22 protein-coding genes and 1 pseudogene are annotated in these 23697 nt (G+C 65.0%); 16 read left to right on the forward strand and 7 right to left on the reverse strand.

Features of this window, described 5'->3' with window-relative positions; translation table 11 throughout:
* Positions 1-43 precede the first annotated feature (43 nt).
* The 4 genes and pseudogenes from ACUJB0_RS09940 (at position 44) to ACUJB0_RS09955 (ending at position 6328) form a co-directional block, all read left to right on the forward strand.
* Entirely contained in the window at positions 44-1150 is a 1107-nt protein-coding gene (locus ACUJB0_RS09940; RefSeq protein ID WP_161099873.1) for an S-(hydroxymethyl)glutathione dehydrogenase/class III alcohol dehydrogenase, read from the forward strand.
* Positions 1151-1289: 139 nt separating this feature from the next.
* Complete coding sequence (locus ACUJB0_RS09945) at positions 1290-1472, forward strand: hypothetical protein (protein ID WP_161087759.1); 183 nt, start codon at positions 1290-1292, stop codon at positions 1470-1472.
* 330 nt (positions 1473-1802) lie between these two features.
* Positions 1803-2462, forward strand: a pseudogene (locus tag ACUJB0_RS09950) (M56 family metallopeptidase); the annotation flags it as partial.
* Positions 2463-4024: 1562 nt separating this feature from the next.
* Positions 4025-6328, forward strand: coding sequence for a UvrD-helicase domain-containing protein (locus ACUJB0_RS09955; RefSeq protein WP_444845080.1), 2304 nt, complete (start codon positions 4025-4027; stop codon positions 6326-6328).
* 101 nt (positions 6329-6429) lie between these two features.
* Here ACUJB0_RS09955 and ACUJB0_RS09960 read toward each other — a convergent pair whose 3' ends face one another.
* From ACUJB0_RS09960 to ACUJB0_RS09970, 3 genes are all read right to left on the reverse strand, one after another.
* A complete protein-coding gene (locus tag ACUJB0_RS09960) occupies positions 6430-7203 on the reverse strand; it encodes a BPSS1780 family membrane protein (RefSeq protein WP_444845081.1) in 774 nt (257 codons plus the stop codon).
* Positions 7200-8159: a homoserine kinase gene (locus ACUJB0_RS09965; RefSeq protein ID WP_444845082.1), complete on the reverse strand. Its 960-nt coding sequence runs from the start codon at positions 8157-8159 to the stop codon at positions 7200-7202. Before ACUJB0_RS09965 ends, ACUJB0_RS09960 begins: the two co-directional genes overlap by 4 nt.
* 82 nt (positions 8160-8241) lie before the next feature.
* A complete protein-coding gene (locus tag ACUJB0_RS09970) occupies positions 8242-8649 on the reverse strand; it encodes a hypothetical protein (RefSeq protein WP_444845083.1) in 408 nt (135 codons plus the stop codon).
* Positions 8650-8892: 243 nt separating this feature from the next.
* On the opposite strand from ACUJB0_RS09970, the gene polA reads away from it, so the two are divergent.
* The 6 genes from polA to ACUJB0_RS10000 all read left to right on the forward strand — a co-directional run bounded on the left by polA (position 8893) and on the right by ACUJB0_RS10000 (position 14408).
* Positions 8893-11670 carry a DNA polymerase I gene (gene polA, locus ACUJB0_RS09975; RefSeq protein WP_444845084.1) on the forward strand — a complete coding sequence of 926 codons (2778 nt, stop codon included), beginning with the start codon at positions 8893-8895 and terminating at the stop codon, positions 11668-11670.
* 36 nt (positions 11671-11706) lie between these two features.
* Entirely contained in the window at positions 11707-12591 is an 885-nt protein-coding gene (locus ACUJB0_RS09980) for a dienelactone hydrolase family protein (protein ID WP_444845085.1), read from the forward strand.
* Between the two features lie 134 nt (positions 12592-12725).
* Positions 12726-13478 (forward strand): ZIP family metal transporter, encoded by a 753-nt coding sequence (locus ACUJB0_RS09985; RefSeq protein ID WP_444845555.1) that lies wholly within the window; start codon positions 12726-12728, stop codon positions 13476-13478.
* A 47-nt stretch (positions 13479-13525) separates the two neighbouring features.
* Positions 13526-13816, forward strand: coding sequence for a hypothetical protein (locus ACUJB0_RS09990; protein ID WP_444845086.1), 291 nt, complete (start codon positions 13526-13528; stop codon positions 13814-13816).
* Positions 13788-14090: a type II toxin-antitoxin system RelE/ParE family toxin gene (locus ACUJB0_RS09995; protein ID WP_161082507.1), complete on the forward strand. Its 303-nt coding sequence runs from the start codon at positions 13788-13790 to the stop codon at positions 14088-14090. Before ACUJB0_RS09990 ends, ACUJB0_RS09995 begins: the two co-directional genes overlap by 29 nt.
* 36 nt (positions 14091-14126) lie before the next feature.
* On the forward strand, positions 14127-14408 hold the full coding sequence (locus ACUJB0_RS10000) for a hypothetical protein (RefSeq protein ID WP_444845087.1): 282 nt from the start codon (positions 14127-14129) through the stop codon (positions 14406-14408).
* A gap of 15 nt (positions 14409-14423) precedes the next feature.
* Here ACUJB0_RS10000 and ACUJB0_RS10005 read toward each other — a convergent pair whose 3' ends face one another.
* The 3 genes from ACUJB0_RS10005 to ACUJB0_RS10015 are packed head-to-tail and all read right to left on the reverse strand — an operon-like array spanning position 14424 to position 17320.
* The gene (locus ACUJB0_RS10005) at positions 14424-15275 is read right to left on the reverse strand and encodes a sulfurtransferase (RefSeq protein WP_444845088.1); all 852 of its coding nucleotides are present in this window, start codon (positions 15273-15275) and stop codon (positions 14424-14426) included.
* 13 nt (positions 15276-15288) lie between these two features.
* Positions 15289-16212, reverse strand: coding sequence for a DMT family transporter (locus ACUJB0_RS10010; protein ID WP_444845089.1), 924 nt, complete (start codon positions 16210-16212; stop codon positions 15289-15291).
* A 7-nt stretch (positions 16213-16219) separates the two neighbouring features.
* On the reverse strand, positions 16220-17320 hold the full coding sequence (locus ACUJB0_RS10015) for an aromatic ring-hydroxylating oxygenase subunit alpha (RefSeq protein ID WP_161082510.1): 1101 nt from the start codon (positions 17318-17320) through the stop codon (positions 16220-16222).
* A 16-nt stretch (positions 17321-17336) separates the two neighbouring features.
* Between ACUJB0_RS10015 and ACUJB0_RS10020 the strand changes: the two genes are divergently transcribed.
* From ACUJB0_RS10020 to ACUJB0_RS10040, 5 genes are all read left to right on the forward strand, one after another.
* Positions 17337-17630, forward strand: a complete 294-nt coding sequence (locus ACUJB0_RS10020) for a hypothetical protein (protein ID WP_444845090.1) — start codon at positions 17337-17339, stop codon at positions 17628-17630.
* 6 nt (positions 17631-17636) lie between these two features.
* The gene (locus tag ACUJB0_RS10025; RefSeq protein WP_161082511.1) at positions 17637-17891 is read left to right on the forward strand and encodes an exodeoxyribonuclease VII small subunit; all 255 of its coding nucleotides are present in this window, start codon (positions 17637-17639) and stop codon (positions 17889-17891) included.
* Entirely contained in the window at positions 17888-18778 is an 891-nt protein-coding gene (locus ACUJB0_RS10030) for a polyprenyl synthetase family protein (protein WP_444845091.1), read from the forward strand. The genes ACUJB0_RS10025 and ACUJB0_RS10030 overlap by 4 nt, the downstream gene beginning before the upstream one ends.
* A complete protein-coding gene (dxs, locus tag ACUJB0_RS10035) occupies positions 18779-20650 on the forward strand; it encodes a 1-deoxy-D-xylulose-5-phosphate synthase (RefSeq protein ID WP_444845092.1) in 1872 nt (623 codons plus the stop codon).
* A gap of 106 nt (positions 20651-20756) precedes the next feature.
* On the forward strand, positions 20757-21506 hold the full coding sequence (locus tag ACUJB0_RS10040) for a M48 family metalloprotease (RefSeq protein ID WP_444845093.1): 750 nt from the start codon (positions 20757-20759) through the stop codon (positions 21504-21506).
* A gap of 3 nt (positions 21507-21509) precedes the next feature.
* Here ACUJB0_RS10040 and ACUJB0_RS10045 read toward each other — a convergent pair whose 3' ends face one another.
* Entirely contained in the window at positions 21510-22064 is a 555-nt protein-coding gene (locus ACUJB0_RS10045; RefSeq protein ID WP_117012940.1) for a cob(I)yrinic acid a,c-diamide adenosyltransferase, read from the reverse strand.
* 124 nt (positions 22065-22188) lie between these two features.
* Between ACUJB0_RS10045 and ACUJB0_RS10050 the strand changes: the two genes are divergently transcribed.
* Entirely contained in the window at positions 22189-23688 is a 1500-nt protein-coding gene (locus ACUJB0_RS10050) for an FAD-linked oxidase C-terminal domain-containing protein (protein WP_444845094.1), read from the forward strand.
* Positions 23689-23697: the final 9 nt, after the last annotated feature.

Raw genomic sequence — 23697 nt, forward strand, 5'->3', positions numbered from 1 at the left:
CCGCCGTTCCGGTCTCCCGAACAACGCAGCCACAGGACGAACAATGAAAACCAAAGCAGCCATCGCATGGCAGGCGGGCAAACCGCTGACGATCGAGGAAGTGGAACTGGGCGGCCCGCGCGAAGGCGAGGTGCTGGTCGAGATCAAGGCCACCGGCATTTGCCACACCGATTACTACACCCTGTCCGGTGCCGATCCGGAAGGCATCTTCCCGGCCATCCTCGGCCATGAGGGCGCGGGCGTGGTGGTCGACGTCGGCCCCGGCGTCAAGTCGCTCAAGAAGGACGACCACGTCATCCCGCTGTACACGCCCGAATGCCGCCAGTGCAAATTCTGCCTGTCGCAGAAGACCAACCTGTGCCAGTCGATCCGCTCGACCCAGGGCCGCGGCCTGATGCCGGACGCCACCAGCCGCTTCTCCATCGACGGCAAGCCGATCTACCACTACATGGGCACCTCGACCTTCTCCAACTACATCGTGGTGCCGGAGATCGCGCTGGCCAAGATCCGTGAGGACGCGCCGTTCGACAAGGTCTGCTACATCGGCTGCGGCGTCACCACCGGCGTGGGCGCGGTGCTGTTCACGGCCAAGGTCGAGGCGGGCGCCAACGTGGTGGTGTTCGGCCTGGGCGGCATCGGCCTGAACGTGATCCAGGCGGCCAGGATGGTGGGCGCCGACAAGATCATCGGCGTCGACATCAACCCGGCCCGCCAGGAAATGGCGCGCAAGTTCGGCATGACCCACTTCATCAATCCGAAGGAAGTGGAGAACGTGGTCGACGCCATCGTCCAGCTGACCGACGGCGGCGCCGACTACAGCTTCGAGTGCATCGGCAACACCACCACCATGCGCCAGGCGCTCGAGTGCTGCCACAAGGGCTGGGGCCAGTCCATCATCATCGGCGTGGCGGCGGCGGGGCAGGAGATCTCCACCCGTCCGTTCCAGCTGGTCACCGGCCGGGTGTGGAAGGGTTCCGCGTTCGGCGGCGCGCGCGGCCGCACCGACGTGCCGAAGATCGTCGACTGGTACATGGAAGGCAAGCTCAATATCGACGACCTGATCACCCACCGCCTGCCGCTGGAGCGCATCAACGAGGGCTTCGACCTGATGAAGAGCGGTGAATCGATCCGCTCGGTGGTGATCTACTGACGATCTACTGACGTCCATCGCGGCGGAATGCAGCTGGCTCCGGTCAACGTGCATTCCGTCGCAATCCGCAGGCGTTCAGCGAGGTGTTTGACTACAGTGGAGTCATGGAAGCAAGGCCCACCACTGAAGGAGAAACATCATGAACGTACTGAAAAACATGGAACTGATCTTCGTCGCCAGCGCAGTCATCCTGTGCGCCACCGGCTACGCCAGCGCCGAAGTGCGCACCACCCCGGCCATCGACGCCGGCTCGGTCAAGATGGCGGTGGTGGACGGCGTCAAGATGCCAGTCGTCACCATCAGCGCCAAGCGCGCCCACTGATCCCGGCCGGATGCATGTAGAAAAAAAGTTCTAGACATCGACATCTAGATAATTTATTCTACATCCATCAACTGGGGAGTGCGGCATGGAAGCGATACTCGGAATACGCAGAATTTCACGGCAGGCGGGGCGCGCATGAACGGCGTCCTGGCCGCCCTGGTGCCCGCCGTCGGCTGGGCGCTATTGCACTTCATCTGGCAAGGGCTGCTGATCGGCTGGGCCGTGGCGCTGGCGATGTTCGCGCTGCGCCGCGCCCGCCCGCAGACCCGCTACGCGGTCGCTTGTGCCGGCATGCTGCTGTGCGCGGCGCTGCCGCTGGCCAGCATCCCGATGCAGTTGTCGGACGCCGGCGCCGGCGCGGATTCGCCGCGGATCCTGCGCGTGCTGGCGGGGCAGGGCGCCGGCGCGGTTGATGCGGGCGGCCAGGGCGCCGCTGCCGCTTCGGGCCAGGGTGCCGCCGCTGCCGCCGTCGTGCCCGCCCTGTTCGGCGAGGGCACGCTCTCCACCTTTGAAAACGTCTTGCGCCGCCAACTGCCGTGGGTGGTGGGCCTGTGGCTGGCCGGCGCGGCGCTGATGTCGCTGCGTCTCGCGCTGGGGCTGCGTTGGGTTGCCGAGCGCACCAGCGCCGGCGCCTACACCGTCAATCATTACTGGCAGCGGCGCCTGTCCGAGCTGGCGCGCCGCTTCGACATCGATCGCCATGTGCGGCTGGGCGTGGCCGATCTGCTGGACAGTCCGATCACGGCCGGATGCTGGCGTCCCATCGTGCTGGTGCCGGCCGCGCTGGTCAGCGGCATGCCGCCCGACCTGCTGGAAGCGCTGCTGGCGCACGAGCTGGCGCACATCAAACGACATGACTACCTGGTCAACCTGATTCAAAGCGCGATCGAGATCGTGCTGTTCTATCACCCTAGTGTTTGGGCCCTGTCACGCAGGATACGGATCGAGCGGGAACAAATCGCCGACGACCTCGCGGTGGACATGCTCGGCCAGCCCCAGAGGCTGGCGAAGGCCCTGTCGGAACTGGATCGGTTTCAGTTCGACACCACACAACTAGTCCACGCGGCTCACGGAGGAAATCTCATGTCTCGTATCAAACGCCTGCTGCGTCCCGATGTTGAACCGGTCAGCTGGAAAATGGCCCTGCCCTTGATGGGTCTGTTTGCCGCCGGCGCGGTGTTCTATGCCCACGCCGCGCCGCCAGCGCCGGCTATTGATGCCGCCGCGCCGGTCAGCGAGGTGGCCGAGGTCGCGTCAGCCGATCCGGTGGCGCCGCCTGCCGCGGCGGCCGAAATGGCCATGGCGGCGGCGCCCGCCGCGCCGGCCGCTGAGGCGGCACAGGCTGAACCTGCCCCAGCCGCTGCGCCTGCCGAACCGGCTGCTGCGGCAGCACCCGCCGAACCGGCACCCGTCGCCGAACTGACGGCACCAGTTGCGCCGCCGAAGCCGCCCAAACCGGCCAAACCGCCGCGCGTGTTGGCGGCGGCTCCAGCGATGCCGGCCTTACCGCCTGTGCCGGCGCTGGCCGCACCTGCGGCGCCAGCAGCGCCGGAGGCACCTGCCGCGCCCCCCGCACCACCGGCCCCGCCGGCCGGCGTGCAAAGCTATCACTTTGACCGCTACAGCTCCCCAGGTCGCGACGGCCAGCGATCCGGCTACGCGCTGGTCCATGCCAACAAGGAGAACATCACCGTCTCGGCCGCGCACCAGGACCTGTCCAAGATCGAGAGCGCACGCCGCGCCATCAAGGGCGACTTCATCTGGTTCCGCGATGGCGACAAGACCTACCTGATCCAGGACCCGGCCATTATCGCCAAGGCTGACGAAGCCTGGGTTCCCGCCAACCGCATCGGCGAGAAAATGGACGCGCAGGGCAAGAAAATGGATGCCCAAGGCAAGGTCATGGACGCGCTGGGCCGGCAGATGGAAAAACTGGGCCGGGATACCGAAGGCAAGGCCCAGCTGGACATGGATCGCCAGCAGCGCCTGATTGAACGGGTCGGCCGGCAGCAGGAAGCGATCGGCCGCCGCATCGAGCTGGCCGCGCGCGAGCTGGGCGACGACCCGACCCCGGAGAAGCTGCGCCGCTTCCACGAACGCCAGGCCGCGCTGCAAGCGGAAATGGCGCCCCTGCAAAGCCAGATCGCGCAATCCCAGCGCGAGCTGGCGCCGCAGCTGGCGAAAATCCAGGCCATGCAAGAGCCGATGCAAGCGCTGAGCAAGCAGATGTCGGAAGCCGGCAAGCCGATGGCTGAGCTGGGCCAGGCCATGGGCGAGCTGGGCCGCGAACAGGCCAAGGCCAGCCGCGAAGCCGAGCGCACCATGAAAGAGCTGATCAAGGACGCCGTCAAATCCGGCAAAGCCGTACCAGCCCCGTCCGCATAAAATTGGGGTCAAGTCTGACATTCGGACACGAGCTCTTCTGTAGGCGGCGCCTACAGAAGAGCTCGTGTCCGAATGTCAGACTTGACCCCAGAGCTACGGCAGAGCTCGTGTCCGAATGCCAGACTTGACCCCAAGTGGTTGGGGGCCAAGGCCGGTATAATCACGGGATGCACAATCTTCTTCATAACCTCAACGACGAACAACTCGCCGCCGTGACCCTCCCGGCACAAAGCGCCCTGATCCTGGCGGGCGCCGGCTCCGGTAAAACCCGCGTCCTCACTACCCGCATCGCCTGGCTGATCCAGACGGGCCAGGTGTCGCCGTCCGGCATCCTGGCCGTGACCTTCACCAACAAGGCCGCCAAGGAAATGATGACGCGTTTGTCGGCCATGTTGCCGATTAATACACGCGGCATGTGGATCGGGACCTTCCACGGCCTGTGCAACCGCTTGCTGCGCACCCATCACCGCGACGCCGCGCTGCCGCAGACTTTCCAGATCCTCGATAACCAGGACCAGCTGTCGGCCATCAAGCGCCTGATCAAGGCCAACAATATCGATGACGAGAAGTTCCCGCCGAAAGAGGTGATGTACTTCATCAACGGCGCCAAGGACCAGGGCCTGCGCGCCGACAAGATCGAACCCTACAACGCCGACGAGCGCAAGAAGTGCGAGCTCTACCAGCTGTACGACGACCAGTGCCAGCGCGAAGGCGTGGTCGACTTCGCCGAGCTGCTGCTGCGCACCTACGAGCTGCTCAGCCGCAACCAACCGCTGCGCGAGCACTACCAGCAGCGCTTCAAGCACATCCTGGTCGACGAGTTCCAGGACACCAATGACCTGCAGTACAAGTGGCTCAAGCTGCTGGCCGGCCACGGCGAGCGCGACGGCGGCAGCGCGTTGTTCGCGGTCGGCGACGACGACCAGAGCATCTACGCCTTCCGCGGCGCCAACGTCGGCAACATGAGCGCCTTCGAGCGCGAGTTCAAGGTGCAGAACCTGATCAAGCTGGAACAGAACTACCGCTCCCACGGCCACATCCTGGACGCCGCCAACGTGCTGATCGCTAACAACAGCAAGCGCCTGGGCAAGAACCTGCGCACCGACGCCGGCCACGGCGAGCCGGTGCGCGTGTACGAGGCCAGCTCCGACCTGGCCGAGGCGCAGTGGATCATCGAGGAAACCAAGAACCTGATCGCCGACGGCGCCGCCCGCAGCGAGATCGCCGTGCTGTATCGTTCCAACGCGCAGTCGCGCGTGATCGAGCATGCGCTGTTCTCGGCCGGCATCCCGTACCACGTGTACGGCGGCCTGCGCTACTTCCAGCGCGCCGAGGTCAAGCACGCGATCGCCTACCTGCAGCTGATGGACAATCCGCACAACGATTCGGCCTTCCTGCGCGTGGTGAATTTCCCGACGCGCGGCATCGGCCTGCGTTCGATCGAGGCCCTGCAGGCGGCCGCCGACCAGCACCACATTTCGCTGTACGCCGCCGTGCCCTACGTGGCGGGCAAGGCCGGCTCATCGCTGGGCGGTTTCGTCAAGCTGATCGAGGGCGCGCGCTTTGAAACGCAGCAGATGGCCCTGCCCGAACTGGTGCGCGTGGTGCTGGAGGCGTCCGGCCTGCTGGCCCACTACCAGACCGAGAAGGAAGGCGCCGACCGCATCGAGAACTTGGAGCAGATGGTCAGCGCGGCCACGCAGTTCGTGTCCGAGGAGGGTTTCGGCCAGGGCGCGCCCGCGCACCTCGGCCCACAGGCGCAAGCACAGGCCGGCGCGCCCATCGTCAACGAGGACGGCTTCGAGATCCTCGACGCCGATGCCGCGATGCCGACCGTGATGTCGCCGCTGTCGGCCTTCCTGTCGCACGCCTCGCTGGAGGCCGGCGACAACCAGGCCACCGCCGGCCAGGAGGCCGTGCAGATGATGACGGTGCACTCGGCCAAGGGGCTGGAGTTCAACAACGTCTTCATCACCGGCCTGGAGGAGGGCTTGTTCCCGCACGAGAGCAGCTCGCGCGAGCACGACGGCGTGGAAGAGGAACGCCGCCTGATGTACGTGGCGATCACGCGCGCGCGCCAGCGCCTGTACATGTGCTTTGCGCAGACCCGCATGCTGCACGGCCAGACCCGCTACAACATGAAGTCGCGCTTCTTCGACGAGTTGCCGGAGGAGTCGCTGAAGTGGCTGTCGCCGAAGGTGCAGTCGCACTGGTTCGCCAACAAGAAGTCGTCGTGGGACGAGGCGCCGCTGGTCGGCTCGGACAACGCGATCGCGCAGAAGATCGCGCAGAAGTCGCCGGGCAGCGGCTGGCGCATCGGCGAGTCCGTCGCGCACGGCAAGTTCGGCGAGGGGGTGATCGTCAACATCGAGGGCAGCGGCAGCAACGCCCGCGCGCAGATCAACTTCGGCAGCCACGGCATGAAGGTGCTGGACCTGAGCATCGCCAAGCTGGAGCGGCTGGGCCGCTAGCACGTCGTTCCGCATCGGCGGACCGCCGCGCAGGCGGGAACCCATGCTGAATTGGCATCGCACGCGGCCTATGGATTCCCGCCTGCGCGGGAACGACAAGCTTATGGTGCGGGCTTTGTGGCCGGCGGCGCGCTGGCCTCCGGCATGCCGAAGATCTGGCGGTAGCAGGCGTACAGCGTGCAATGCATCAGGACCACCATCATCAGGAAGATGGTGAAGATCACCATCACCTCCAGCTGCGCCGAGTCCAGCAGCAGCACCGGCACCGCCGCGCCCAGCTGGAACATCAGGAACAGCACCACGGCCGCCATCAGGAAAGCCTTGAACTCGCGGCACACCGTCACCACGCTGAAGAACAGCGCCTTGGCCAAGGTCATCTTCTGCCAGTAGATCAGCGGCGCGGCCAGGCTGCTCAGCATCCAGCCCAGCATGTAGATCCCCGACGAGACAAACAACGCGCTGCGCGAATTCTCCAGCAAGTCCTTGTCCATCGGGATCTGGCGCGTGGCCATCTTGATCAGCACGCCGTCGTCCAGCCAGCTCAGCACCGCCAGCGCGAGCAGCATCACCAGCAGGTACAGCACGCCCAGGCCCAGCAGCGGCTTGCGCACCGGCTTGCGGAAACCGCTGAACACCAGGTTCGGCAGCGCGCGTTTGTCGTGGTCGACGTCGGCGCAGGCTTGCAGCAGGGCGATGGTGAACATCGGCGCCAGCAAGGTCGGCGCCACCGAGCCGAGGAGGGGCACCACCAGCGAGAAAAAGGACAGGAACATGCAGCAGAAGAACAGCGCCATCAGCGCGCCCGGCTGCTTGCTGAACAGCTGCATCGCTTGCTTGACCCAGTGCCAGCCGGTCCGTGCGGGAAGTCGGCTCATCCGCGCAGTCCCGGCGCCGGCGTGGCGATGCGCTCGCGCAGGATGCGCTCGAAGTGGGTCGGATCGTGCGGCGTCAGCATCTCCGCCTCGCGCGGCTGGTGGAAGTCGTACAGGCGCGACAGCCAGAAGCGCAGCGCCGCCGCCCGTAACATCGGCTGCCAAGCGGTCTGCTCGGCGTCGGTGAACGGACGCACGGCGTGGTAGGCGTCCAGCATGGCGCGCACGCGGGCGGCGTCCAGCACGCCGCTGTCGAGATCGATGCACCAGTCGTTGACGGTGACCGCCACGTCGAACAGCCAGGTGTCGCAGCCGGCGAAGTAGAAGTCGAAGAAGCCGGTCAGGCGCTCGCCGTCGAACATGACGTTGTTGCGGAACAGGTCGGCATGCACCGGGCCGCGTTGCAGCTGGCGGTAGGTGTCGCAGATGGCGAACGCTTCCTGGAAGTGCATCTCGGCGCGCAGCAGGTGGGCGCAGCTGTCGTCCAGGAAGGGCAGCACGTGCGGCGTGGTCTCGTTCCACCAGTCCAGGCCGCGCAGATTGGGCTGCACCAGCGGATAGTCGACCGCCGCCAGGTGCATGCGCGCCAGCATGGCGCCGACAGCGGCGCAATGCACCGGCTGCGGATCCATCTGCGACTTGCCTTCGAGCTTGGTGACGATGGACGCCGGCTTGCCGTGCAGGGCGACGATCAGCTCGCCCTGGTCGTTGGCGATGGGCGCCGGCACCAGCACGCCGCGGTCGGCCAGATGGTGCATCAGCTTGAGGTAGAACGGCAACTGCTCGAAGGACAGGTTCTCGAAGATCGTCAGCACGAACTCGCCGCGCTCCGTCGTCAGGAAGAAGTTGCTGTTTTCAATGCCGCTGGCGATGCCTTTGAGCGCCAATGGCTGGCCGAGGGGAAACTGATCGATCCACGGGGTAAGGTCATCCAGGCTGACCGGGGTAAACACTGCCATGAGAAAACTTGATGAGGTTCGGTGAGCGGCGCCGCCGTCGAGGCGGGCGCCGGGGGACGCCCGCGCAGGGCGGGCGCGCGCGTTATTTCACGGCGGGAGGCGGCGCGGCGGTGTCCGTCGAGCCTTCCTCTTCCGTGGTCTTTTTCTTTTTCTTGCCGATGTCGAACTCCATCACGGTCCATTGCGGGCCGCGGTTGGCGCCCCCCATCGCATCGCCGGGTAGGGCGGTGCCGGCCGGGCGGTTCGGCTTCAGCGTGTAGGTGCTTGGACCGCTTTTGACGGTCGCTTCCACCACTTGGCCGCTGTTGTCGCGTTTTTCGGTGATCTTGTTTTCCGGCGACGGCTTGGCCGTCACCGTGATCGGATCGTCCGCCACTTCCTCTATCTTTTCCAGTTTTGGCGGCGCCTGGCTCGGAGTCGACTGGGCAAACGCCGTGTGGGCGCTGAGCGTCAGGAGGAGGGCAGGCCAGAGGGTAGAGGTGCGCGTCATGATGATTCGCCTTAGAAGGTGAAAACGGCTGTGAAAAGCCGTCAAATTTTTATGTATGATCCATTGTAACAAACAGACACGCTTCGCTGTTTTTAAAAGCCGATTTCCCACGGCGCTGTTGGGGTATTGCCAATTTGAAAAGACCGTGGCGGGCGGGCGAAACCGGGCCAAAACCTGCGATAATGCGCCATTCGTGGCCTTGCCGCCATTGTTGCGCGGCGCCCTCACCCATATCTAGTGTCTATGCAAAATACCCTGCTGTTAGTTGACGGTTCCAGTTACCTCTACCGCGCCTTCCACGCGCTGCCCGACCTGCGCAGCCCGGACGGCCATCCGACCGGCGCCATGCACGGCATGGTCAACATGTTGCGCCGCCTGCGCGCCGACTATCCGGCCGCCTACATCGCCTGTGTGTTCGACGCCAAGGGCAAGACCTTCCGCGACGATATGTATCCCGAGTACAAGGCCACGCGCGCCTCGATGCCGGACGACCTGCGCCTGCAGATCGAGCCCATCCACGAGGCGGTGAAGGCCATGGGCTGGCCCATCCTGATGGTCGAGGGCGTGGAGGCGGACGACGTCATCGGCACGCTGTCGGTGCAGGCCGCGCAGGCCGGCATGAACGTGGTGGTGTCCACCGGCGACAAGGACCTGGCCCAGCTGGTCAACGACAAGGTCATGCTGATCAACACCATGACCAACGAGAAAATGGACGAGGCGGGCGTGCTGGCCAAGTTCGGCGTGCCGCCCAACCGCATCATCGACTACCTAACCTTGATCGGCGACACAGTCGACAACGTGCCGGGTGTGAACAAGTGCGGTCCGAAGACCGCGCTCAAGTGGCTGACCGCCTACGACTCGCTGGACGGCGTGATCGCCAACGCGGCAAACATCACCGGCGCGGTCGGCGAGAACCTGCGCAGCGCGCTGGAGTGGCTGCCCAAGGGCCGCGAACTGATCACCGTGAAGCTGGACTGCGACCTGTCCGCGCACATGGCGACGATCAGCGAATCGCTGGTTGCGCGCGAGGAGGACAAGGAAACCTTGCTGGCCTTTTTCGGCAAGTACGGCTTCAAGACGCTGCTGCGTGAGCTGGGCACGCCGTCGGCGCCGGTCGGCGCGCCGGGCAAGGCCGCGGCTGCTGCGGCCGCCGCGCCTGCCGCCGGCGGCGCCGTCTCCGCCAACATGGACATGTTCGGCGAAGCGCCCAAGCTCAGCACCAACTACGAAACCGTGCTGACCGACGAACAGCTGGACAAATGGATCGCCCTGATCGACGCCGCCAAACTGACCGCGGTCGACACCGAAACCACCTCGCTGGAGCCGATGACGGCGCAGATGGTCGGCATCTCGCTGTCGGTGGAGCCGGGCGTGGCCTGCTACATCCCGGTGGCGCACAGCTACCAGGGCGTGCCCGAGCAGCTGTCGCGCGAGCACGTGCTGGCCAGGCTGAAGCCGTGGCTGGAAGACGCCACCAAGCTCAAGGTCGGCCAGAACCTCAAGTACGACAGCCACATCTTCGCCAACCACGGCGTAACGCTGCGCGGCATCGAGCACGACACGCTGCTTGAATCGTATGTCTTCGAATCGCACCGTACGCACGACATGGACAGCCTGGCGCTGCGCCACCTGAACCACACCACCATCCCGTTCGTGGACGTGTGCGGCAAGGGCGCCAGCATGATCACCTTCGACAAGGTGGAGATCGGCCGCGCCACCGAATACGCGGCGGAGGACGCTGACATCACGCTGCGCCTGCACCAGGCGATGATCGGCGAGGTGGAGAACGACGCCAAGCTGAACTTCATCTACCGCAACATCGAGTTGCCGACCGCCGTGGTGCTGCAAAAGATCGAGCGCAACGGTGTGCACATCGACGCCGAGCTGCTCAACATCCAGTCGGCCGAGCTGGGCGCGCGCATCGCCGAGCTGGAAGCCAAGGCGCACGAGCTGGCCGAGCAGCCGTTCAACCTCGGCTCGCCCAAGCAGATCGGCGAGATCTTCTTCGACAAGCTCAAGCTGCCGGTGGTGAAGAAGACCCCGAGCGGCGCCCCGTCCACCGACGAGGAAGTGCTGCAGAAGCTGGCCGAGGACTATCCGCTGCCGAAAGTGCTGCTGGAATACCGCAGCCTGTCCAAGCTGAAGTCGACCTACACCGACAAGCTGCCGAAAGGGATCAACCAGGACACCGGCCGCGTCCACACCAACTACGCGCAGGCGGTGGCGGTGACGGGCCGCCTGGCCTCCAACGATCCCAACCTGCAGAACATCCCTATCCGCACCAAGGAAGGCCGCCGCATCCGCGAAGCCTTCATCGCGCCGCCGGGCAGCCACATCGTCTCGGCCGACTATTCGCAGATCGAGCTGCGCATCATGGCCCACATCTCGGAAGACGAGAACATGCTGCGCGCCTTCGCCGAAGGCGTCGACATCCACCGCGCCACCGCCGCCGAGATCTTCGGCGTGCCGCCGGAGGAAGTCAGCAGCGAGCAGCGCCGCTACGCCAAGGTGATCAACTTCGGCCTGATCTACGGCATGAGCGCCTTCGGCCTGGCCAGCAACCTGGGCATCGAGCGCGGCGCGGCGCAAAGCTATATCGACCGCTACTTCGCGCGCTTCTCAGGCGTCAAACAATACATGGACGACACGCGCCTGCAGGCCAAGGCGCGCGGCTACGTCGAGACCGTGTTCGGCCGCCGCCTGTGGCTGCCCGAGATCAATTCGCCGAACGGCCCGCGCCGCCAGGGCGCCGAACGCGCCGCGATCAACGCGCCGATGCAGGGCACGGCGGCCGACCTGATCAAGCTGGCCATGGTGGCTGTGCAGGACTGGCTGGAAAAGGATAAGCTGCAAACCAAGATGATCATGCAGGTGCACGATGAACTGGTGCTGGAAGTGCCGGACGCCGAACTGTCGCTGGTCAAGGAAATGCTGCCGAAGCTGATGGCCGGCGTGGCGGAGCTCAAGGTTCCGCTGATCGCCGAAGTCGGCGTCGGCAAAAACTGGGAGGAAGCACACTAAGCGTGTGCTTCCGCGAACTGACTACGGAGGATTCGCATGGATGATTTAAGGCAGGATGCAGAGAGTTTGCTGACCAAGACCAGTCTGTCGGACGGCGTTGACCGTCGCGACTTCCTGAAGGTGGCGCTGGGCACGGGCTTCGCGGCCGCCGCCATGCCGGTGGTGGCGCAGAACGTCATCAAGACCGACACCGCCGGCCTGACCGCCGGCACCATCACCCTGACGGTAGACGGCGTGCAAGTACCTGTGTACCGCGCCCAGCCCGAAGGCAAGACCAACCTGCCAGTGATCCTGGTGGTATCGGAAATCTTCGGCGTGCACGAGCACATCGCCGACGTCGCCCGTCGCTTCGCCAAGCAGGGCTACCTGGCGCTGGCGCCGGACCTGTTCGTACGCCAGGGCGACCCGCAAAAGGCCGCCTCGATCGCCGAACTGCAGCGCGACATCATCTCCAAGACGCCGGACGCGCAAGTGATGGCCGACCTGGACGCGACCGTGGCCTGGGCCAAGGCCAACGGCGGCAACGGCGACAAGATCGGCATCACCGGCTTCTGCTGGGGCGGCCGCATCACCTGGATGTACGCCGCGCACAACCCGAGCATCAAGGCCGGCGTGGCCTGGTATGGCCGGCTGGTGGGCGAGAGCAATCCGGTGACTCCCAGGCACCCAATTGATATCGCTGGATCTCTGACCGTGCCGGTGCTCGGCCTGTACGGCCTGAAGGACACGGGCATCACCCAGGACTCGATCGCGGCCATGAAGGCGGCGCTGGCCAAGGGCGCGAACAAGTCGACCTTCGTGGTCTACCCGAACTCCGGCCACGCCTTCAACGCCGATTACCGCCCCAGCTACGTCGAGGCGGACGCCAAGGATGGCTGGAGCCGCGCGCTGGCGTGGTTCAAGCAGCATGGCGTGTCCTGAGCGCTGATTTACCGGCCTTTTGGCCAAAGATGAGCACAAAACCGGGCCGGGCGGTAAAATAACGCCCCCGGCCCGCGCGCAGCGGCACGGTCCCTGCTACAAGAGGCTATAACATCGATCCCGTACTCATCTCCATCCTACTGGCCACCACGGTTGCCGGCGTCGTCAGCATCACCGCTGCCGCGGTGTTCTCGTTTACGCTGCTGTCCAAGGTGGTGGAGCGCATGGTCAGCCTGTCGGTGGGCATCATGCTGTCGACCTCCCTGCTGCACGCCTTGCCTGAAGCGTTCGAATCGCAGGCCAGCGCGCGCAGCCTGTTTGGCACGCTGCTGGGCGGATTGCTGGCCTTCTTCCTGCTGGAGAAGATGGCCATCCTGCGCCACTCGCACCACCACGAGGGCGACGGCCACCACCACCATCACGGCCACGACAAGCGCGAGGCGGGCAAGGCCGGCTGGATGATCCTGGTCGGCGACGGCATGCACAACTTCACCGACGGCATCCTGATCGCGGCGGCCTTCCTAGCCAATCCCGAGCTGGGGCTGGTGACGGGGCTGGCCATCATCGCGCACGAGATACCGCAGGAGATCGGTGACTTCATCGTACTGCTCAACGCCGGCTTCACACGCACGCGGGCCTACGTCTACAACTTGCTGTGCAGCCTGTTGTCGATCGCCGGCGGCCTGCTGGGCTACTACACGCTGGACCGCGCCAGCAGCCTGATCCCGTATGTGCTGGTGTTCGCGTCGTCGGGCTTCATCTACATCGCCGTCAGCGACCTCATGCCGCAGATGCAACGCCGCGCCACGCTGCGCGAAACCATTCCGCAAGTGCTGCTGATCGCACTGGGCGTCATCATCGTCCTATTCCTGACCCACGGCCACTGACGCCGCTCAACCCGGCGCGCCTTGCACCATGCGGCGCCGGGAGTATCATGGCGGTCATGGACAGCAAACCCGATAAGCAAGCTGAAGCATTCACCGCGCTCACAGCGGAGGATCGAGCTCGCCTAGAGCGGTTGGCTGCGCTTGCTCAACTGAGTCCGGAACTACTTTGGCCGGACGTCTGGCGCTACGGGTTTGACGATGTTGAGGAAGGGATACTGGCGGACCTGGAAGCCGACGAGTACTTTAAACACAACGCCGGTATCGATAACGCCGAAGTTATGGCGGAAGCACGTCAGCTGATCGCCATTCATGGCAAGCGGAAACGCCGGATCGGGTAGTCTTCGGGTGCGCTGGCTACCCAGTGCGCGAAAAGCTTATTCCCGGTCGATCGTCTATATCGCCGAACAGGACCGCCGCGCGGCGGACCTCGTGGCCGAACGGGTCGAAAAAGCACTCGATATGATCGCATTGCAACCGGGGATGGGAACGCCGGTGAGTCGGCTGGGGCGAAGGCGATTCCCGATACCCAGGACGGGTCACGTTATTGAATATTATGTGGCCAACGACGAAGTCAGAGTGACGCGCTGGGCGCGCCAAACACGTAAGTCGTAAGCGCCGGCCGGCGGCGCCGCGAGTATCGTGAGGGTCATGGTAAGCAAATCCAATAAGCAAGCTGAAGCATTCGCCGCGCTCACCGCGCAGGATCGCGTTCGCCTTGATAAGCTTGCCGTTCTTGCGGGGTTGACTGCGGAAGAGCTTTGGCCTGCGGTCTATCGCTATGGCTTTCAAGATATTGAGGAAAGCGTCCAAGCTAGCTTGGACGCTGACGCGGATATTGCGGCAGGTCGCACAATACCGCATGAAGAGGTGATGGCGGAGGCTCGACGTATTCTGGCAGCCCACGCCAAGCCCAAGCGTAAGCCTGACTAAGCTGGCATGCGCTGCTTAAGCGCCAGTCGCCACCGGCCGGGCCGGATCGGCGCACCATTCGCTCCAGGAGCCGGGGTAGAGCGCGGCGCCGGGCAAGCCCGCCACTTCCAGTGCCAGCAGGTTGTGGCAGGCCGTCACGCCCGAGCCGCATTGCATGATCGCCTGCGGCGCGCTGGCGAACAGCGGCGCGAATTCATCCCTCAACTGCGCGGCGCCCTTGAAGCGGCCGTCTGCGTTCAGGTTGTCCTTGAAGAAGCGGTTCTTCGCTCCCGGAATATGGCCGCCCACCGGATCGATGGTCTCGTTCTCGCCGCGATAACGGTCGGCCGCGCGGGCATCCACCACCGTGCGCGCCTGCGTGACCAGATTCGCCACCACGTCCTCCACCGACACCGTCGGCACCAGCGACGCCCGCTCGCTGATCGCGCCGCGTGCGCGCGCAACCACCGGCGTCACCATCGGCAAACCCTGCGCCTGCCAGGCGGCCAGGCCGCCGTCCAGCACCGCCACCGCCGGATGACCCACCCAGCGCAGCAGCCACCACAGGCGTGCCGCGAACATGCCGCCGTGCGCGTCATACGCCACCACTTGCGTATCGTCGTTGATGCCCCAGCCGCGCAGCGTCTCGATCAGCGCCGCGCGCTCCGGCAGCGGATGACGGCCACGGAACTTGCCATCCGCGCCCGCCTTGGCGCCCGACAAATCGGTATCGATGTTGGCGAACTGCGCGTTCTGGATATGGCCGATGGCAAAGCCGTCGCGGCCCGCGTTCGGATTCATCAGGTCATGGCGGCAATCGAGTATCACCCAATTGTCGTCGGTCAAATGCTGGGAAAGGTCGGTGGCGCTGATCAGGGTAGTGTGCATGTTCCGGGTTTCCTTAAACTTCGCTCGCAATTGGATCGGTAATGGCTATCGCCTTACCGCGCTCGGTGTTACGCGTATTGTAAAACGTTGTGGCCACACCGGACACCAGGATCACGACTATGCCCGCCCAGCTGTGCCAGCTGAACACGTCGCCGAACACGAACACGCCCCACACGCTGGAAAACACGATGCCGGTGTACTGCAGATTGGCCACCACCAGCGTCTGCCCCAGGCGATAAGCGCGCGTCATGGCGATCTGCGCGCTGGTGGCGCAGATGCCGATGCCCAGCAACAGCAAGCCGCCGTGCCAACTGGTGATCGGATGCCACACGACGCCCTGTCCGCCGGCCTGCGCATAATTGCCGGCGATGCCGGCCACCAGATTCATGATCGCGAAGTAGAACACCACGCGGTTCTCGGGCTCGCCCGCCAGCCCAAGCTTGCGCACCTGCAGGTAGGCCATGGCCGACAGCACGCTGGAAGTGAGCGCGATCAGCGCCGGCGTCAGTTGATTGGAGTGGAAGGCCGGCTGCAGCAGCAGCGTGACGCCGACAAAGCTCATGCCGACCGCCGCCAGCAGCGGCCACCGGACCTGGTTTTTGGCATGCCACCAGCCGAGCGCGAACAGCCACACGGCGATCCAGATCGGCGCCATGTAGTTGAGGGTCATGGCGGTGGCCAGCGGCAGCTTGGCGATGGCGTAGAACCACAGCCACAGCGACACCACGCCGACCAGCCCGCGCCACAAATGGGCGCCGGGCATGCTGGTGGTGAATTTGCCGCCTTGCAGTTTGATGGCGATGAACAGCACGACCACGCCCACCACGCCGCGGTACATGACGATTTCGGATGTGGAGAACTGCTCCGAGGCCAGCTTCACGCACACCCCCATCGCGGCGAACATGAAACTGGCGAACAACATCCAAAGTGACTGCATCGGCTTCCTAGAGATCGATATTGGCCCGGTACCACTCGTGGAAGTGCTGCATGCCGTCTTCCATCGGCGACTGGTAAGGACCTGCATCGGTGGTGCCGCGCTTCATCAGCGCCTTGCGGCCGGCGTCCATGCGCTGGCCGATCTCGTCGTCCTCGACGCAGGTTTCCATGTAGGCTGCGCGCTCGGCCTCGATGAACTCGCGCTCGAACAGCACGATCTCCTCGGGGTAGTAGAACTCCACCACGTTCTTGGTGCGCTGCGGGCCGTCCGGCCACAGCGTCGAGACGATCAGCACATGCGGATACCACTCGACCATGATGTTCGGATACAGCGTCAGCCAGATCGCGCCGTACGGTGGCGGTTCGCCGCCGCGGAACTTGAGCACCTGCTCCTGCCAGCGCTTGTAGATCTCGGAGCCGGACTTGCGCAAGCCCTTGTTCACGCCAACGGTCTGCACGCTGTAGTCGCGGCCGAATTCCCAACGCAGGTCGTCGCAGCTGACGAAGCCGCCCAGGCCCGGGTGGAAAGGCTCGACGTGATAGTCCTCCAGATAGACTTCAATGAAAGTCTTCCAGTTGTAGTCGCAGTTGTGCACCTCGACGTGGTCGAACATATAGCCGGAGAAATCCAGGTCCTTGGTCACCGACAGCTCCTTGAGCTTGTCCATGACGTCGTAGCCGTTCTGCTCGAACAGCAGGCCGTTCCAGCTTTGCAGCTTGGTCTTGGGCAGGTTCAGGCAAGGCGTTTCCGGGAAATGCGGCGCGCCGATCAACTCGCCCTTGAGGTCGTAGGTCCAGCGGTGCAGCGGACAGACGATGTTGTTGGCGTTGCCGCGCCCATTGAACATCAGCGCCTGGCGGTGGCGGCAGACGTTGGACAGCACCTCCAGCCCGTTGGCGTTGCGCACCAGCATACGCCCTTCGTCTTCAGAGACGAGGGTCGCGAAGTCGCCGACGTTCGGCACCATCAGCTCGTGCCCGATATATCGCGGGCCAGCCTGGAATAATTGCTGCATTTCGCGCTGTAACAGCGCTTCGTCAAAATAGACGTCAACCGGAAGTTGCGCGTTTGAACGCGCCAGCTTGGCGTGGGTAGCCAGATCGGACATCCCAACCCCCCTTAATATGTACATCAAACCAAAGAGAGACAGAATCCGTAAAGACCTGAATTCAAAGTTGTTGAAAATGGTATTTCGGACAGAACCGGCGATTATACCGTGTTTCACCCCGGCCAGACGAGCGGATGTGCTCGTTTTTCGCGCAAATGATGGTGAAAATTACATGATTGTGCGGGATATGGGGACGATTGCGATAAAATCCATGGTTTCCGCCCTCGGCCTGGCCGCTATAGTTCCACCGGATAAGGTGGTTTGTTCTAAAATAACGGGCTACACTGCGCTGGCACGTGTTTTTACCTGAGTGACTATGTCTAAGAAATTAACCGCCGACGCGACCACCGCCCCCGCCTCGTTCGAAGAAGCGATGGCGGAACTGGCGCAGCTGGTTGCACAAATGGAGGCAGGCCAACTGCCGCTGGAAGCCTCGGTGGCCGCCTATGCGCGCGGCTCGGAGCTGGTGAAGTTCTGCGCCGTCCAGCTGGAGAAAGTGGAGTCCCAGGTCAAAGTGCTGGAAGGCGACATGCTCAAGCCGTTCGCGGAAGCCGGCGAGGGCGAATTATGAACGGCGCTTTCGACGACTGGATGAAGACCGTGCAGGCGGCATCGGAAAACGATTTATCCGGTTTCCTGCCCCCCGCCACGACGATACCCACCAAGCTGCACGCGGCGATGCGCTACGCGCTGCTGGGTGGCGGCAAGCGCGTGCGTCCGCTGCTGGTGTACGCGGCCGGCGCGTTGTTCGGCGCCGACGCGGCCATCCTGAGCCGCGCCGCCGCCGCCGTGGAAATGATCCACGCCTATTCGCTGGTGCACGACGACATGCCGTGCATGGACGACGATGAACTGCGCCGCGGCAAGCCGACGGTGCACGTGGCCTACGACGAGGCGACCGCGCTGCTGGTGGGCGACGCGCTGCAATCGCAGGCCTTCCTGGTGCTGGCCGAGGCCGACACCATCCCGCCGGCGCGCCAGGTGGCGATGCTGCGCCTGCTGGCGCACGCGTCCGGTTCGGCCGGCATGTGCGGCGGCCAGGCGATCGATCTCGACAGCGTGGGCCTGAGCCTGACGCTGGAACAGCTGGAGCAGATGCACCAGCTCAAAACCGGCGCGCTGTTGCGCGCCGCCGTGGTGCTGGGCGCGCTGGCCGGCAAGGAGCTCGACGCTGCCGAGCTGCAGGCGCTCAACACCTACGCGCGCGCCATCGGCCTGGCCTTCCAGGTGGTGGACGACGTGCTCGACGCCACGGCCGATTCGGCCACGCTGGGCAAGACTGCCGGCAAGGACGCCGCCGACAACAAGCCGACCTATGTGTCCATCCTGGGTCTGGAGCCATCGCGCGCGCTGGCGGAAACATTGCGGCTCGACGCGCACGCAGCGCTCGCGCCGTTTGGAGAAAAAGCTCTGCGGTTACGCGAACTCGCGGATTTGATCGTGCAGCGGAAGGCATAAATGAAATTGCTCGAAAACATAGATTCACCGGCGGACGTGCGCAAGCTGTCGCGCACCCAACTGACGCCGCTCGCGCATGAACTGCGCAGCTACCTGCTGGATTCGGTCTCGAAGACCGGCGGCCATTTGTCGTCCAACCTCGGCACGGTCGAGCTGACCGTGGCGCTGCACTACGTGTTCAACACGCCGCACGACCGCATCGTCTGGGACGTGGGCCACCAGACCTACTCGCACAAGATCCTCACCGGCCGCCGCGAGCGCATGAACACGCTGCGCCAGCTGAACGGCATCTCCGGCTTCCCCAAGCGCGACGAAAGCGAATACGACACCTTCGGCACGGCGCACTCGTCGACGTCGATCTCGGCCGCGCTGGGCATGGCGCAGGCGGCCAAGATCAAGGGCGAGCAGCGCCACGCCATCGCCGTCATCGGCGACGGCTCGATGACCGCCGGCATGGCCTTCGAGGCGCTCAACAACGCCGGCGTGCAGGAAGACCTGAACCTGCTGGTGATCCTGAACGACAACGACATGTCGATCTCGCCGCCGGTGGGCGCGCTGAACCGCTACCTGGCGCGCCTGATGTCGGGCCAGTTCTACGCCGCCGCCAAGAACGTCGGCAAGTCCGTGCTGCCCGGCCCCGTGCTGGAGCTGGCCAAGCGGCTGGAGGAACACGCCAAGGGCATGGTGGTGCCTGCCACGATGTTCGAGGAATTCGGCTTCAACTACATCGGCCCGATCGACGGCCACGACCTCGAATCGCTGGTGCCGACGCTGCAGAACATCAAGCACCTCAAGGGCCCGCAGTTCCTGCACGTGGTCACCAAGAAGGGCCAGGGCTACAAGCTGGCCGAGGCCGACCCGGTGCTGTACCACGGTCCCGGCAAGTTCAATCCGGCCGAAGGCATCAAGCCGGCCGCCGCGCCGGGCAAGATGAGCTACACCGAGGTGTTCGGCACCTGGCTGTGCGACATGGCCGCCGCCGACAAGAAGCTGGTCGGCATCACGCCGGCCATGCGCGAAGGCTCGGGCATGGTGCGCTTCGAGCAGCAGTTCCCTGACCGTTACTTCGACGTCGGCATCGCCGAGCAGCACGCGGTGACCTTCGGCGCCGGCTTGGCCTGCGAAGGCCTCAAGCCGGTGGTGGCGATCTACTCCACCTTCCTGCAGCGCGGCTACGATCAATTGATTCACGACGTGGCGCTGCAAAACCTGGACGTGACCTTCGCGCTGGACCGCGCGGGCCTGGTGGGCGCGGACGGCGCCACCCACGCCGGCAACTACGACATGGCCTACCTGCGCTGCATCCCGAACATGGTGGTCATGGCCGCCTCGGACGAAAACGAATGCCGCCAGATGCTCACCACCGGCTACCGCTACAACGGGCCGGCGGCGATCCGCTATCCACGCGGCGCCGGCGCCGGCGTGGCGATCAAGCCGGAACTGACGGCGATTGAAATCGGCAAGGGCGAGATCAAGCGCCAGGGCCAGAAGATCGCCATCCTGGCCTTCGGCTCGATGGTGGCGCCGGCGATGGCCGCGGGCGAGGCATTGGACGCCACGGTGGTCAACATGCGCTTCGTCAAACCGCTTGATGTGGAACTGGTCAAGCAGATGGCCGCCAGCCACGATTACCTGGTGACGGTGGAAGAGGGTTGCATCATGGGCGGCGCGGGCGCCGCCGTGGCTGAAGCGCTGGCCGCCGAAGGCATCGTCAAGCCGCTGCAGATGCTCGGCCTGCCGGACAAGTTCATCGACCACGGCGACCCGGCCAAGCTGCTCGCCAGCGTGGGCCTGGACGGCGCCGGCATCACCGCGTCGATCAAGCAACGCCACGCCGCCGCCGAGCCGCGCCTGGTGGTCAACAACGGCTAAAGACCGTTGCTGTTATGCTCAAAGCCGCCTTCGGGCGGCTTTTTTCTTGCCTATCGAGAGGACGCATCCTATCTTGGTATAAACAGTTTATTCGGTTTATATCGCCATGCATGCCGCCTGCTTTTTCTCTGGTTTGTTGTTCGCCTGCGGGATGGCGGGCGCGCAGGTGCCGGAATCGGGCCGGGCGCAGGAAATGCGCTTCAGCGCCGAGGAAGTGGCCAGCACGGTGGAGGACCGCTATATCGAGCGCGTGGTCGGCCTGGCGGCTGGCGGACGGCTCGATGACGACCGCGTGCTGCTGGCGCGGCTGCAATCCATCGGCGCGGGCCTGGTCCGCGCCGCCGTGGCGCTGAAGCCCGAAGTGGCCGGATGGGAGTGGGAGTTCCATACCACCAGCGACGCCGAAGTCGACGCCATCTGCATGGCCGGCGGCAAAATCCTGGTGGGCAGCGCCTTCGTGCGCCAGCTGGCGCTCGGCGATGGCGAACTGGCCACCTTGCTGGGCCACGAAATCGCCCACGCGGTGGCCGAACATCACCGCGAAACCTTGTCGGAAGCGCTATTCCTGAACCGCTATCCGGTGGTGCCGCTGGAAGTGGTGATGGAGCGCCTGGAGAGCGACCTGTCGGTGCAGATCCGGCTGTCCAAGCTATCGAGCATGCAGGAATCCGAGGCGGACCAATTGGGCATGGTGCTGGCGCACCGCGCGGGCTGGCCGGCCGCCGACATGGTCAGCTTCTACCGCAAGCTGTCCGATGGCGACCAGATGGCGCTGGTGTCCAGCGCCTATCCGGCCAGCGCTTCGCGCCTCAGCATGGCCAAGGGCATGGCGCTGCTGTTCCAGTCGGACCGCTGATCCTTAGCCGCGCTTGCGCTCGTGCTGCCACAGCACGTCGCTGCCGCCGGCGTAGCGGTTCAACACGCGCGACAGCACAAACATCAAGTCCGACAAGCGGTTCACATACTGGCGCGGATGCTCGTGGATGGTCTCGGCCTTGCCCAGCGTGACGATGGCGCGTTCGGCGCGGCGGCACACGGTGCGGCACACATGCGCCTGCGAAGCCGCGCGCGAGCCGGCCGGCAGGATGAACTCCGTCAGCGCCGGCAGGGTGGCGTTGTACTTGGCCAGCAGCGCGTCGAGCCGCTCGACGTGCGCCTCGGTGATCATCTGGTAGCCGGGGATGCACAACTCGCCGCCCAGGTCGAACAGGTCGTGCTGGATCGTGACCAGCTCTTCGCGCAGCTCGGCCGGCATGTCTTCGCACAGCAGCAGTCCGATGTGCGAGTTCAGCTCGTCGACTTCGCCGATCGAGTGGATACGCACGCTGTCCTTGTCGGTGCGGCTGCCGTCACCGAGGCCGGTGGTGCCGCCGTCGCCGGTGCGGGTGGCGATTTTGGAGAGTCGATTGCCCATATGGATTCCTAAAAGTGGATGAGTCGCGCCCGGAAGAATACAACAGTTTAATCGGGTATTTCGCCTTGCAGTGCGTTTGTGCTTACAATCGATGCATAACCATGTGCTTCCAGGTGCCCGCTCCATGAACACTGCCATATCCACGTTGCCCACATCGGCCGATATCGCCGCCCGCCGCGCGCAGGTCGCCGCCGCGCTGCTGCATGTGCTGCCGGCCCGCGTTGTCCTGTCCGAGCCGGAAGACACCCGGCCCTACGAATGCGACGGCCTGGCCGCCTACCGCCAGTTGCCGATGATCGTCGTCCTGCCCGACAGCGAAGAGCAGGTCGCCGCCGTGCTGCGGGTGTGCCGCGAGCTGAACGTGCCCATCGTGCCGCGCGGCGCCGGCACCGGCTTGTCCGGCGGTGCCATGCCGATCGCCGACGGCGTGGTGCTGTCGACCGCGCGCCTGAACCGCATCGTGCGCATGGACGCCTACTCGCGGACCGCCGTGGTGCAGCCGGGCGTGCGCAACCTGGCGATCTCGGAGGCGGCGGCGCAGCATGGGCTGTACTACGCGCCCGACCCATCGTCGCAGATCGCCTGCACCATCGGCGGCAACGTGGCCGAGAACTCAGGCGGCGTGCACTGCCTCAAATACGGCCTGACGGTGCACAACGTGCTGCGCGTGCGCATGGTGACCATGGACGGCGACGTGGTGGAACTGGGCGGCGAGTCGCTCGACGCGCCGGGCCTGGACCTGCTGTCGGTGTTCATTGGCTCCGAGGGCATGCTGGGCATCGTCACCGAGGTGACGGTCAAGCTGGTGCCCAAGCCGGCCACCGCGCGCGTGATCATGGCCTCGTTCAATGAAGTGACGGCGGGCTGCCACGCGGTGGCGGCGCTGATCGCGGCCGGTATCATCCCGGCCGGGCTGGAGATGATGGACCAGACCTCGTCGCGCATGGTCGAACCGTTCGTCAAGGCGGGCTACGACACCGAGGCCGCCGCCATCCTGCTGTGCGAGGCCGACGGCACCGTCGAGGAAGTGGAGGAGGAGATCGCGCGCATGTCGGCGGTGCTGAACACGGCCGGCGCCAGCGCCATCGCGGTGTCGCAGTCGGAGGCGGAGCGGTTGAAGTTCTGGTCCGGCCGCAAGAACGCCTTCCCGGCGGCGGGCCGCATCTCGCCGGACTACTACTGCATGGACGGCACCATCCCGCGCAAGCGCCTGGGCCAGGTGCTGGAGGGGATCGCCCAGATGGAAGTCAAATACGGCCTGCGCTGCGCCAACGTGTTCCACGCCGGCGACGGCAACCTGCATCCGCTGATCCTGTTCAACGCCAACATCCCCGACGAATTCGAGCGCGCCGAGGCCTTCGGCGCCGAGATCCTGGCGTTGTGCGTGGAAGTGGGCGGCACCATCACCGGCGAGCATGGCGTCGGCATCGAGAAGATCAATTCGATGTGCGCGCAGTTCGCGCCGGCGGAGCTGGACGCCTTCTTCTCGGTCAAGCGCGCCTTCGATCCGGCCGGCCTGCTCAATCCCGACAAGGCCATTCCCACGCTGAACCGCTGCGCCGAATTCGGCAAGATGCGCGTCAGCGGCGGCATGCTGCCGTTCTCCCATCTGCCGCGTTTTTGAACGGAGCGA

The sequence above is a fragment of the Duganella caerulea genome, assembly GCF_040362985.1.
GTDB classification, from domain to species: Bacteria; Pseudomonadota; Gammaproteobacteria; order Burkholderiales; family Burkholderiaceae_D; genus Rugamonas; species Rugamonas vulcania.